Below are 13,174 nucleotides of genomic sequence, written 5' to 3'. Positions count from 1 at the left end.
CACCAATCAACTGCAGTAGGGGTTTGTAGCAAAGGGTTTATCACCCGCACCGGCATAGCATGTTGATTGCAACTGACCCGTCCGGCTGGCGACCGAAGGAAAGCCCCGGAACTGGGAGGTTCCGGGGCTTCCTCGCCGCGCGACCGGGAGAAAAAGCTACGCGGCGTGAACCTTTCTTTCGCTTCTTGCCCATTCCGGGATCCAGTTTCCGTGAGCGGCAAGCAGGTCGTCGGTGAGCGACCAGATCTGATCGAGATCGAGCTCGGCGGCCGTGTGCGGATCCATCATGGCCGCATGATAGAGATGCTCGCGGTTCTCCGTCAACATCGCGGCGACCGTCAGTTCCTGCACGTTGATGTTGGTGCGGATCAGTGCGGTCAACTGCGGCGGTAGATCGCCGATAAAGGTCGGCTGTATGCCGTTTTCATCCACCAGGCATGGCACTTCCGCTGCGCAATTGTCGGGCAACGAGGTGATGCAGCCATTGTTGCGCAGGTTGCCGTAAATGACCGAGGGCTCGCCGGTCCAGACGGAGTTCATGATCGAGGAGGCATACTCCTTCGACGGCTTGACCTCGATCTTGTCGGCGGAGCGATAGGCCGCCGCCTGCCCTTTCCAACGCTCGATCTGCTCGATGCAGCGCTTGGGATATTCGTCGAGCGGGATGCCGAATTTTTCGATCAGATCGTCGCGGCCTTCCTTGATGAAATAGGGCGTGTATTCGGCGAAGTGCTCCGAGCTTTCGGTGACGAAATAGCCGAGCCGCGTCAGCATCTCGTAACGCACCTTGTTCGGGCAACGCGGATTCCAATGGCTGGGCTTCGGGAAGCGGCCTTCGCGATAACCGCGCAGGAGATCTGGATAAAGGTTGCGATAGGATCCGTCCGGCTGGCGGTGCTCGAATTTGAGGAAGAACGCCATATGGTTGATGCCGGCCGAGCGGTAGCGGATCTCCTCGTAAGGAATGTTCAGATCCTCGGCGAGTTCCAGCGCCGTGCCCTGCACGGAGTGGCAAAGGCCGACCTGCTTGATCCGGGGATATTTCTCGGCGATCGCCCAGGTGTTGATCGCCATCGGGTTGACGTATTGCAAGAGGATTGCCTCTGGGCAGACCTCGGTCATGTCGGCGCAGATCTTCCACAGATGCGGCACGGTGCGCAGCCCGCGCATAATGCCGCCGACGCCAAGTGTGTCTGCGATCGTCTGACGCAGGCCATACTTCTTCGGCACTTCGAAATCCGTGACCGTGCAGGGCTCATAGCCGCCGATCTGGAATGCGACGACGACGAAGTCGGCACCATCGAGCGCCTTGCGCTGGTTGGCGTGCAACTCGATGGTCGCTTTGGCGCCGAGCGTTGAGATCAGTTTTCGTACGACGACTTCGCTTTCCTCGAGCCGTTGCGGATTGATGTCCATCAGCGCGATCTTTGCATCCGACAGGGCCGGACGCTGCAGAACGTCGCCGATGATGTTCTTCATGAACACGGTCGAGCCGGCGCCGATGAAAGTGATCTTGGGTTGTCTGGTCATGGATTGCCTCTGCTTTCTGACGATCATGCTGCCACATCGAAGGCGGCTCGAACGAGCCGCTCCGTGTAGGCGGTCTTGGGATTGGTAAGAATGTCGTTCACCGGCCCTTCCTCGACGATCTTGCCGTGCTGCATGACCACGACGCGGTGGCAGAGTGCGCGCACGACCTTGAGGTCATGGGAGATGAAGAGGTAGCTCAGGCCCCGCTCATCCTGCAGTCGGCGCAAGAGATCGATGATCTGCGCCTGAACGGAAAGGTCGAGCGCCGAGGTCGGCTCGTCGAGCAGGATGAATTCCGGCTCGAGCGCGACGGCGCGGGCGATGGCGATGCGCTGGCGCTGACCGCCGGAGAATTCATGCGGGAAGCGCGACAGGATATTGCCCGGCATGCCCGCCGCGACCAGCGCATCCACGACCCGGTCGAGCCGTTCCTTGCGGTTCTGCCCTATCCCGTTGACGACGAGCCCCTCCTCGATGATCTGGCCCACCGACATGCGCGGGTTGAGCGAGGCAAAGGGATCCTGGAAGACGATCTGCATGCGCGAGCGCAACGGCCTCATTGCGGTGCGGTCCTTGTCGTGGATCGGGACGCCGTCGAAGAAGATTTCGCCGCCATCGGTGTTGATCAGGCGGATCAGAGCCTGTCCGAAGGTTGTCTTGCCCGATCCGGATTCGCCGACCACTCCGAGCGTCTCATGTTTGCGCAGATTAAGGCTGAGACTGTCGACGGCAACGAGCTCGGAAAGCTGGGGTCGGAACAAGCCGCCCTTCTTCAGCATGAAGGATACGCGGACGTTTCGTCCATCGAGTATGATCGGCACATCGTCCGGCAGCGGATTGGCCGCCCCCGATGGTTCCGACGACAAAAGCCGCTTCGTGTAGGGATGTTGGGGATCGCCGAACAGGGCGGCGGTGGTGTTGTGTTCCTTCACTTCGCCATGCTGCATGACATAGACGTAGTCGGAAAACTGGCGCACCACGGTCAGGTCATGGGTGATCAGGATCACCGCCATGCCGAGCTCGCGCTGCAAGTCGCGGATCAGGTTGAGGATCTGCGCCTGAACGGTGACGTCGAGCGCCGTCGTCGGCTCGTCGGCGATCAGCACGTCAGGCTCGTTGGCAAGTGCCATGGCGATCATCACCCGTTGGCGCTGACCGCCGGAAAGCTGGTGCGGATACTGATTGAGCCTGAGCTCGGGATCCGGGATCCTCACATGGCGCAGCAATTCGATGGCGCGCTCGGTGGCCGCGCGCCGGCTGAGCTTGCGATGCGCCCGGATCGCCTCGACGATCTGCGCGCCGACCGTGTAGACGGGATTGAGCGAGCTCATCGGCTCCTGGAAAATCATCGCCAGGCGATTGCCGCGCAGGCCCCGGCGCTCACGCGCGGAAAACTTGAGCACGTCCTTGCCGTCATATTCGATGCGGGACAGCGAGGCGATCGTCGCGCGTTTCGACAGAAGCCCCATAATGGTGCGCGCCGTCACCGATTTGCCCGAACCGGATTCGCCAACGATGGCGATGGTCTCGCCGCGATAGAGCTGGAAGGACACGTCCTTCACCGCCTCTACCGTGCCGTGTTCGACCTTGAAGTTGACCGCGACGTTGCGCGCGTCGATGACCGGCTTGCCGTCTCGGCTCGAAAGGTCCTTCCTTTCGACGGGAGCAGCGGCCATGAAGTCGATCGTTTCTGCCATGAGACGCTCCTCCTCAATAGGGGTCGATTGCATCGCGCAGGCCGTCGCCCAGCGCATTAAAGGCGAAGACTGTGACAAGCACGAAGGCAACGGGCGATAGAATCCAGGGATAGGACCCGATGACCGAATAGGTGGCGGTGTCCTGCAGCATCAGTCCCCATGAAATCAGCGGTGGCTTGACCGCAAAACCGAGGAAGCCCAGGAACGATTCCAGCAGGACCACCTGGGGGATCGACAGGGTGACGGCGACGATCACATGGCTCATCACGTTCGGGAAAATGTGCTGGAAGATGATGCGCCGATCGCTGGCGCCGACGGCGATGGCCGCCCGCACATAGTCGATACGGGCGAGCGCCAACGTCTTGCCGCGAACCTCGCGCGACATCTGCGCCCAGCCGAGCGCCGACATGACGATGATGACGAAGGCGAGGAACACATTCGTTGGCGCCGTTACCGGGATCAGCGACGTCAGTGCCAGATAGAGCGGCAATTGCGGAAAGGCCAACACCAGCTCGACGAAACGCTGTGTCCAGGCATCGAAGCGCCCGCCGAAATAGCCCGAAGCCATGCCGACGGTGGTGCCGACGACAGTGACGATCGAGACGACGACCAAGGCGATCATCAGCGAAATACGCGATCCATGGAGAATGCGCGAGAGCACGTCGCGGCCGAACTTGTCGGTTCCGAGCAGGTGGACCGGTGAACCGTCGATCGCGCCGAAAAGATGCCGCTCGGCCGGGATCAGGCCGAAGAGCCGATAAGGCGATCCCTTGACGAAGAAACCGAGGACCTGCGGATTGGCATAGTCCGGGCCGATCTTCGGCTGGAAGGTGATGGGATCGAGCTCTTCGGTCTCGCGCAGCGGATAGCTGCGCGGCGGGAAGGCGAAATCGCCGTTCTGATCGCTGAAGCTGATTGCCTGCGGCGGTGCGAAGCCGACACCGGTCGCCTTCGGATCAACCGGTGACAGGAAATCGGCGAAAATCGCCATGACGAGCAGCAGACCGACAAGGATCAGTCCGAGCATCCCGGTCCAGGAGCGTTTGAGCCGACGCCAGACGAGCGCCGAATAGCTTTCGTTGTGCTGTTCGTCCTTGGGGTCGACGGCAAGGGGAATGGCGCTATGCATCTCGATGGTCATGCGTGGGCTCCTCCCCCCATGCGCACGCGCGGGTCGAGAGCGGCGAGCAAGAGGTCTGCGATGATGTTGCCGAGGATCAAAGTCGCCGAGAGCACCAGCATGAAGGTTGCGGTGACATAGACGTCTCCCACCCACATGGAGCCAACGATGGCGGGACCGACTGTCGGCAGCGCGAAGATGATTGCGGTCTCGATTTCGCCGGTCAACATGTAAGGCAGGACGACGCCCTGATACATGATCAGCGGATGCAGGGCGTTGGGCACGGCATGGCGCATGACCACGGCCCCTTCGCTCAAACCCTTGGCCCGGGCGGTCTCGACATATTGCGCATTTAGCGTGTCGAGCAGATTGCCGCGCATCACGCGCATATTGTAGGCGAGGCCGCCGAAGGTTGCGATCGCCACGACCGGCCAAACATGTTTGATGAGATCGACGAACTTGCCCCAGGACCAGGGCGCGCCGCCATAGCGGGCGGAGTGGAAGCTGTTGATTTCGCTGACATTAAAGTGGAAGACGAGGACATAGACGATGATCAGCGCCATCAGGAAGCGCGGCACCGTCATGCCGAGGAAGGAGACGGTCGAAAGTAGGCTGTCGATCCAGGAATATTGCCGGGTCGCCGCAATGATGCCGAAGGAAATGCCGATAACCGACGCAAGGATATGGCAGACGAGAGCAAGCACGAGCGTGCGCGGCAAGCGCTCGCTGACGACATCGGCGACGGGCTTGTTGTAGTAGAGGCTGTGGCCGAAATCGCCGCGCGTCAGAATGCCTGTCATCCAGGTGACGTATTGGACCGCCATCGGCTTATCGAGACCATGCTCCTTGCGATAGGCCTGGGCCTGCGCATCGGCCTCCTCGAAAGACGCCCCGCCCTGGTTGATGAGCTGCGAGCGGATGTAGTCGCTATAGTCTCCCGGCGGCGCCTGGATGATGGCGAAGGTCGCTACGCTTAGGACCAGCAGGACCGGAATGGCAGAGGCGATGCGGACAAGCAGAAATCTGAACATGCCGTTTCCTTCTGTCGGATGGACTTGCAGTGCGCCGGCTAGAGACGGCGCACCGGGTGAATGCGGGTGCCTCCTCCGGCCCGAGATCGGGCCGGAGGAGGCGAGGTCTCGTTAGTTGCTCGGCCCGCTCTCACCAGGCTTGCCCGGAAGCTGCTCGGCGAAGAGTTCGAAGTCGGCCTGCTTGTCGGCCGCCACGAAGACCCGCTCGCGGATGATTGTGTCTTCAGCCCAGTTGAACATCAAAATGGGCGCGCCTGTCGGAATGTTCGAGAAGCGCTTGTTGATGATCAGCGCGCCGGGATATTCGGTCAGACCAACGGTATCGACATTGGTCGTTGCGACCTTCTGATACTGCTTCATCAATTCCGCGCGCTCGGCGTTGTCGTTGGTCGCGATGAACTTGTTGACGATGTCGACAAGCTCCTTCTCGAACGGCATCAGGTCAGGAACACCGCCTTCCGGAGCGCGATGGTGCCAGCTCGTTCGCGGGCCGGTTGCCGCGAGTTGCGGGGTGTTTTGAACGACGGAGGCAAACTCCGCCTGATTGCGGTGCACCATCCAGTCGAAGCGACCGGAATAGTTGGCCGCGTCGCGCTGCTTGCCGTCCATCGCATTGAGCACGACGCGCAAGCCAAGCTTCTCCATCTGCCCGATGATGCCCTCGGCCAGATTCCTGTCTGTGCCTGTGTCCGAGCCCACGAGCAGCACGATCTCGACATCGCGCCCACCGAGCTTGTCGGACGGGAAGTTGACAAAGCCGTTGCCGTCGGTGTCCTTGAGGCCGACCTTCTCGAGCAACGCCTTCGCACCGTCGAGGTCATAGGGATAATAGATCGTGGACTGCCGGTCGTAGAAGCTCGTGCCGGAGGAAATGCCGCCCGGATAAATCGCCGTGAAGGGTCCCTTGACCAGAGCCTCACCGAGCTTTTTCCGGTCGACCGCCATGGTCACCGCCTTGCGGAAATCCTCGTTGCGGTTGAGTTCGCGCACCGCTTGGGCCCGCTCGTCTGGCTCACCCCAGCCATTGGCCGAGAAGTTCATGTGCATGTTGTAGCCGATGAGACGCGGACCGAACGCAAGCCGTGCGGGGGCTGCCTCGTCGGCTGCGCGCTTCAGCGATTCGACGAAGTTTTCCGGCTGTTCCAGGTTTGAGAAATCGCCCGAACCGGCGACGGCCTGCACGTCGCGGTCGGCCCAGGTCGAGAGCTTGTAGTGAAGCTCGTTGAGGTAAGGCAGCTGGTTGCCGGCCTCGTCGACCTTCCAATAGTAGGGGTTGCGGCGCAGCACGATGATGTCGTCCGGCCGATAGGCGACCGGCACCCACGCACCCATCACCGGTATATTCATGTATTCCGCCGGAAAGCCGTTCTTGTACTGGTCATAGGTCGTGCCAGCATATTTTGGATGTTTGGTCTTGAGGATATGCGACGGGCCGGGGCAGAAGGTGCCATAGGCCATGGCATAGAGGTGCTGGCGCGGGAAGGCCTCCTTGAAGGTCCATTCGACCGTATACGTGTCGATCTGCTTCAGCGTCGTTCCCTCGCCGAAGGTCTCAGGCGTCGCGCCGTTCAGGGGCGTCACGCTCGGATCGAGAACATTGTCCTCCCAGTAGAACATCACGTCCTCGGCGTCGAAGGGATCGCCGTCCGACCATTTCGCGCCCTCGACGAGATGCATGGTCAGCTTGTGACCGTCCGCGGACCAGTCCCAGCTCTTTGCAAGGTTCGGCAGCGGTTCGACGTCCTTCGCCTCCACCTGGAAGAGCGGCGCCGTGCGCGTCAGACATTCCGACATGCCGATATCGATGCCGCCCCAGCCCTGGCTTTGGCCGGCGCTGTAGTTCCAGCCCTCCGGCCGGCCGCCGATCACGTGGCGCAGCGTGTCGCCATAGACGCCGACGCCGTCAGGCATGTTGCCGGTCTTAAAGACCATCGGCTCCTTCGGCAGGCGCTCGGCGACCGGCGGCAGCTTGCCGGCCTTCACGTATTTTTCCGTAACCCAGGTCGGCTCCTTGTATTCCGGCAACGCCTTGAACTCGGCGATCGAGTCGCGTGGCACGAAGGTGATCTTGCCCTGCGCCGGAAACGGTGGCTGCTCGGGCACGACAGTCGGCTCCGATGCGGCCGCCTGCAGCGCGAAGCTTGAGATGCCGACAAGCAGCAGGCTCGCCATTTTTGTCAGTCGGTGGCTGTTCATGGTCTGTGGTTCTCCCTCATGTATCTGCCACGCCGAAAGGTGGCCTCCTCCTAGAAAGTCTCAGAATGTCCCGCGGGGGCGGGCATGTGGCGGCAAGCGGGGTCCGCGTCTCCTCACGCAGTGGCCCCGCCGGCCGTCAACCGGCGGCGCGGGCTTTGGTCTCGTGTCGCTCGGCGCGGATCTCGTCCACCGAGCGCACCTGGCGTCGTGCCGCCCCGTTCCAATCGCGGGTCTTGACGGTCGCCCGGCTCAGGCGCTCTCTGGCACCGTCGATCGCGTGGGCGTATTGCGGTAGCCATTTGGCTTGTGCGACGACCATCTCGTCGACCATCTGCCAGACCTCCTCTGGCGTACAGATGGCGCCAACCAGCGGATCGTGCAGCATCGCCAGCTTGAGCAGATCGAGATCGCCTGAAATGGCCGCATGCACCGACATACGCTGGACATTGATAGAGGACAGGCAGGTGGCGGCGCAGGCCTCGGGAAGCGTGATGCCCGAGACCATGTTGATGCTGAAGCGATCGACGAAGCCGGGAGACTCGATGATCGCATCGGCAGGCAGATTGGTGATGACGCCGGTATTCTTGACGTTGAAATGGCCGCGATAGACGCGCCCCGTCTCCAGAGCCTCCAGGATGTGGCTGGCGTGCTCGTTCGAGCGCTTTGTCGCATCGATCGGACGCCGGGCATCCTCCAGGAACTGCGGGAACTCGGTTTCGAACCAGTTGCGGGTTTCCGTCGAATAGCGGAGGTAGCCGCCGGTTTCGCCATGGATCCAGTCCGACATGTCGATCCAGCGGGTGATCTCATCCGGACGCTTGCGATACCAGGGAAGGTATTCGGAGAGATGGCCGTTGCTCTCGGTGGAATAGACCCCGAAGCGCTTCAGCACGTCGATCCTGAGCTTTTCCTGCTTCGAGAAGACCGGATGAGCCTCGAAGGCGGCGACAAGTTCGTCCTTGCCGATCTTGCGACCGCGCAGCCTGATGTCGACGAACCACGTCTGGTGATTGATGCCGGAGCAGATGAAGTCGAGTTCGCCCTCCCCGGCGCCGAGGATCTCGGCGATCTGCTCGCCGCCATGCTGGACGCCGTGGCAAAGCCCGACCGTGTCGACCTTACCGTACTCGATCGCCGCCCAGGTGTTCATCGCCATTGGGTTGGCATAGTTGAGGAACTTCGCGCCCGGCTCGGCCAGTTCGCGGATGTCCTTGCAGAAATCGAGGATGACCGGAATGTTGCGCTGGCCATAGAGTATGCCGCCGGCGCAGATCGTATCGCCGACGCACTGGTCGACGCCGTATTTGAGCGGGATACGGATATCATCGGCATAGGCACTGAGCCCGCCGACCCGCACGCAGCTGATGATGTAGCGCGCGCCTGAGATCGCTTCGCGGCGGTCGGTGGATGCTGTGACCCTGGTCGGCAAGTTGTTGGCTTCGACGATCTTGTCGAGGATCGACTTGATCATGTCGAGGTTGTGCGCGCTGACGTCTGTGAGCGCGAACTCGACATCGTGGAACTCCGGAACGCAGAGAATATCGGTAAAGAGCTTCTTGGTGAAACCAACGCTGCCGGCGCCGATGATGGCAATCTTGAAGTTACTCATGCTGTCCTCGTCGCTGTTCGTTCAACCGAATAAAGGCGGTCTGGGTAAAATTGGTGCGCCGACAAGGTTGCGCCAAAGCGCGGTTCCCTCCCGGTTTACTCCCCACGTGCCGCCTGAAATCGGCCGTCTTGCCTCGTTGGGGGGCATTATGCGTATAATGTTTGGCGTCGCCAGAGAGGTATTGTGCTTTCATGGGTAATTCTATGCTGAAACGGCTGATCGAGAATGGCCCTGCCATGAAGACGGTCTCGCTACCGCGCGGGCGTCACAGCTTGCACACCATGCCGACCAGCACGGGCTATGAGATCCGCACGGACGGAAGTTACGATTGGGATGGTCGCAAGCGGGGACAGACACCGTTTACCGTGCTGCAGTATACGATCTCAGGCGCGGGAAACCTGCGCTACGAAGCGCGCAATCACCGTGTGCGCGAGGGCGAAACGCTGCTTTTGCTGGTGCCGCACAACCATCGCTACTGGCTCGAGCAGAATGGTCGGTGGGAGTTCTTCTGGATATCGATGAACGGCGAAGAGGCACTGCGCATCCACAAGGCCATTCTTTCGACAACCGGCCCAATCCTGAACCTGAAGCCCGAGACAATCGAGCATCTGGCAGACTGCAGTCTGCGGCTGATTTCAGGCGGCGGCGAAGCGTCGGGCAGCGCATCGGCAATCGCCTACGAGGCCGCAATGGCACTCTATGACGACGTCTTCGGCGCCCATCCCGTATTCAGCCAGGAATACCGGACAATGCAGCATGTCATTCAACATATCATGGCGAACCTTGCGCATCCCCTTCCCGTCGAGACGCTTGCCGAAGTGTCTGGGCTCAGCCGCGCGCACTTCTCGCGCGTGTTTGCCGCTAGCGAAGGCATGCCGCCCGCGGAGTTCGTGCTGCGCAAGCGATTGCAGCGGGCAACGAAACTTTTGACAAAGGCGGCACATCTCTCGGTCAAGGAAGTGTCGATCATGTCCGGCTTCGAAGACCCGAACTATTTCGCCAAAGTGTTTCGACGCTATTTTGGTGCGAGTCCCACCGAGTTCCGTACGACCGGGATGTATTCGAGTGTCGCGGCGAAAAGCCAGGAAGCGGTCAATCACTCTCGTGGGGAAAACGAATAGCCAACGTTGCGGCCAGCGTGCTTTACGTCACAATCTCGCCTTCTGGGCCAATGGCCCGCCCCATCCAGCGATGCGAAATTGCCGAACTGACAATCTTCCTTGAGCTCTCTCTGCACCGGTTCTGCGCGTTCAATGCGCTGCTGAACGCTTGGAGCTTTTAAGTGCCGGTCAGCCAGGGGATCGCTTCGCACCAATCGTTTGCCTGTCCTGGAGCGGACAAGCAACGCAGCATACGCATAGCTGCATTGCACAAAAAATGTTTTCCAAATGATCAAAAAACGATCATAACGCTCACAGCGGATGCACATGGCGGCTTCTCCTCCCAGTGCCGCCGCAGCAGCTGTTCCCCTCTGGAGGTTTTATGACCTTCACACTTCATGGGCCGCGGTTTTCCGCAGGCCCATTTTTTTTGCCAAAATTTTTGGCCGGCCCGATCAATCGGCGCGACCGGTCAGCGCAGAAACCGGTTGCCATTCGTGTCCGACGATGGCTCCTCCCACCTGACACTCCCTTGATCGCGCTTAATGCCAACCGGACGGCCGCTGGCAAGCAGCCCTAGGATACAGCCGCGCAGGAATCAACTAGCTGTGTCGCAGAGGGTCTTCTTCTTCGGAAATGCGTCGCCAACGTCGATCGGCTGATCGACTGAAGCGAAGTGTGCGCTAAAGCCATGCCCGGAGAGCTGCGTCGTGCGCGATTTATGATTTCGGCTTTTGTCGGTCAAAGTCTCGAACTGACATAGCCTCGAGCTACGCCTTGACCAGTGTGGTTGCCCGGTGCGCTTGGCGCCCATGTCGCTCTGCAGTACGACATGTGGCCGCACTTGTTTTGCCCGGAAAGGCGAGTCGGCTTGCAAACCTCAGGCCCGTCTGCAGTCGGCAAACACGTGTTGGATCATCTAGGGCCGACTAGCCTCGAGGATTAGCTCCTCTGCCCCAACGGGCTCTGCTTGCAGATCGGGTTCGGGACTCAGATCCAGTTTCCCCCAGATCGATGTCTTTTGGCTATCGGCCTTCACCTTGCGGGACGGCTTTATCTCAACAATAAACGGCTTTGTCTGCTGACGCATAGATCCTCCAAGCGACGAATCGCGTTCAAACGATACCGATTGGGCAGGCGGAAGCAACTGCCAGATCAGGTGAGTTCACCGCCACCCGGCAGAACACATCGCCGTGGAAGATCGGGTGACCACGCGGTCCCACCCAGCCGCTGACGCTCTTCCGGCTCAGTGCGAATCAATTGATTTGGCTGCGGAAGTAGACTGCCGGGAGCGGCGATTTCGCCGTTTTGCCCTGTTGGCCGTGTCAGTCAGTGCAAGAAACGGTTGACAACGCCACGTGAAGGGCCCGCAAAAGCAAGGGATTGTTGGGCGGAAAGGTGACGCCAAAGTGCCGCCAAGCTGCTGATAAGTATACGGAATGCGTCAAGGAGAAAGCAGTGGGATGCCGCTTCCGCTGCAACTGCTAAGTTCTTGTTATCCCTAAAGCGGCTTGTCGACCGACAACGAATCGTGTCTCTACTTCCAGACGGAAACAATGCGTCAGACGCGAAGAAACCGTTTTGAAGAGACCCCGATGCTGAAGCCCGCGAATCCCCAGGTTGAAAACGAGACGACTTCCGAGCGTATCACACGCCAGGCGACCGCGCTTTCGGACCGTCTGCGGGCCGTCGGTGAGATTGCTTTTCCGCCGAAGGCGATGAAGAGCCTGAGGTCATTTACCTCAGGAGAGGTCGCGCAGATCGTTGGTGTATCGGACGGTTATCTCAGGCAATTGTCCTTGGACGGTCTCGGGCCGATGCCGGAACTGGGCACCGCTGGTCGCCGTTCCTACACACTGCGCCAGATCAACGAGCTTCGCGCCTATCTTGCCGAAGCACGCCCGAAGGAAGCCTTGAAGTTCTGGCCGCGCCGCCGCGAAGGCGACAAGCTCCAGATCATCAGCGTCGCCAACTTCAAGGGCGGCTCGGCCAAGACGACGTCATCGCTATACCTCGCACAGGGGCTGGCGCTGCAGGGTTACCGCGTTCTGGCGATCGACCTCGATCCCCAGGCGTCGCTGTCTGCCATGTTCGGTTACCAGCCGGAATTCGACATTGCCGAAAACACCACCCTCTACGGCGCGATCCGCTACGATGAGGAGCGGGTCAACATGCGTTCGGTGATCCGATCGACCTATTTCGAGGGCATAGACCTCGTCCCGGGCAATCTCGAGCTGATGGAGTTCGAGCATGAAACCCCGCGTGCAATGGGCAAACGATCCGGACCCGAGGATCTGTTCTTCCGCCGCGTCGCTGCCGCGATCGATGAAGTCGAAGCGGATTATGACGTCGTTGTCATCGACTGCCCGCCGCAGCTCGGCTTCCTGACCATGGGCGCCCTCAATGCGGCAACCGGCATGCTGGTGACGATCCACCCGCAGATGGTCGATGTCGCATCGATGAGCCAGTTCCTGTTGATGACGGCCGATCTCATCGCGGTGATCGAGGATGCCGGCGCGCATCTGAACTACGATTTCATGAAATTCGTCGTGACCAGGCACGATCCGCGCGACGTGCCCGAGCAGGAGATCGTCGGACTGTTGCGCGACCTCTTCGGAAGCGATGTCCTCAGGGCTACGGCATGGAAGTCGACGGCCATTGCCAATGCCGGCCTTACCAAGCAGTCGCTGTTCGAATTGTCGAAAGGCGCCGTCGGGCGGTCCGTTTATGACCGAGCCATGGAATCCGTCAACGCGGTCAACACCGAGGTGATCGACCTGATTTCGAAGGTATGGCAGCGATGAGTGATTGCTCCTATTCCGTGCCAGTACTCTTTCCCCTTGGGCGGGGAATGTTGTCTACAGACAACGCCTCGCCTGTAACGAGGAGGT

8 protein-coding genes are annotated in these 13,174 nt (G+C 60.5%); 2 read left to right on the top strand and 6 right to left on the bottom strand.

Annotated elements, in window-relative coordinates; genetic code table 11:
- Window positions 1–156: 156 nt before the first annotated feature.
- The 6 genes from ASD52_RS10325 to ASD52_RS10300 form a co-directional block, all read right to left on the bottom strand.
- The gene (locus tag ASD52_RS10325) at window positions 157–1,530 is read right to left on the bottom strand and encodes an alpha-glucosidase/alpha-galactosidase (protein ID WP_057207783.1); all 1,374 of its coding nucleotides are present in this window, start codon (window positions 1,528–1,530) and stop codon (window positions 157–159) included.
- A 23-nt stretch (window positions 1,531–1,553) separates the two neighbouring features.
- Window positions 1,554–3,206, bottom strand: a complete 1,653-nt coding sequence (locus ASD52_RS10320) for an ABC transporter ATP-binding protein (protein WP_244497451.1) — start codon at window positions 3,204–3,206, stop codon at window positions 1,554–1,556.
- Between the two features lie 34 nt (window positions 3,207–3,240).
- Window positions 3,241–4,368 carry an ABC transporter permease gene (locus ASD52_RS10315; protein ID WP_057207697.1) on the bottom strand — a complete coding sequence of 376 codons (1,128 nt, stop codon included), beginning with the start codon at window positions 4,366–4,368 and terminating at the stop codon, window positions 3,241–3,243.
- Window positions 4,365–5,378: an ABC transporter permease gene (locus ASD52_RS10310; RefSeq protein WP_057207696.1), complete on the bottom strand. Its 1,014-nt coding sequence runs from the start codon at window positions 5,376–5,378 to the stop codon at window positions 4,365–4,367. The genes ASD52_RS10315 and ASD52_RS10310 overlap by 4 nt, the downstream gene beginning before the upstream one ends.
- Window positions 5,379–5,489: 111 nt before the next feature.
- A complete protein-coding gene (locus ASD52_RS10305; RefSeq protein WP_057207695.1) occupies window positions 5,490–7,574 on the bottom strand; it encodes an ABC transporter substrate-binding protein in 2,085 nt (694 codons plus the stop codon).
- A gap of 136 nt (window positions 7,575–7,710) precedes the next feature.
- Window positions 7,711–9,183 carry an alpha-glucosidase/alpha-galactosidase gene (locus ASD52_RS10300; protein WP_057224154.1) on the bottom strand — a complete coding sequence of 491 codons (1,473 nt, stop codon included), beginning with the start codon at window positions 9,181–9,183 and terminating at the stop codon, window positions 7,711–7,713.
- A gap of 191 nt (window positions 9,184–9,374) precedes the next feature.
- Between ASD52_RS10300 and ASD52_RS10295 the strand changes: the two genes are divergently transcribed.
- Together ASD52_RS10295 and repA are read left to right on the top strand one after the other, a co-directional pair.
- Window positions 9,375–10,304: an AraC family transcriptional regulator gene (locus ASD52_RS10295; RefSeq protein WP_057207693.1), complete on the top strand. Its 930-nt coding sequence runs from the start codon at window positions 9,375–9,377 to the stop codon at window positions 10,302–10,304.
- 1,574 nt (window positions 10,305–11,878) lie between these two features.
- Window positions 11,879–13,087: a plasmid partitioning protein RepA gene (gene repA / locus ASD52_RS10290; protein WP_025431291.1), complete on the top strand. Its 1,209-nt coding sequence runs from the start codon at window positions 11,879–11,881 to the stop codon at window positions 13,085–13,087.
- The last annotated feature ends 87 nt before the right edge of the window (window positions 13,088–13,174 follow it).

The sequence above is a fragment of the Ensifer sp. Root142 genome (assembly GCF_001426785.1).
GTDB classification, from domain to species: Bacteria; Pseudomonadota; Alphaproteobacteria; order Rhizobiales; family Rhizobiaceae; genus Ensifer; species Ensifer canadensis.
Note: the sequence above shows the minus strand (reverse complement) of the source record. Positions and strands in the feature narration are given on the sequence as shown.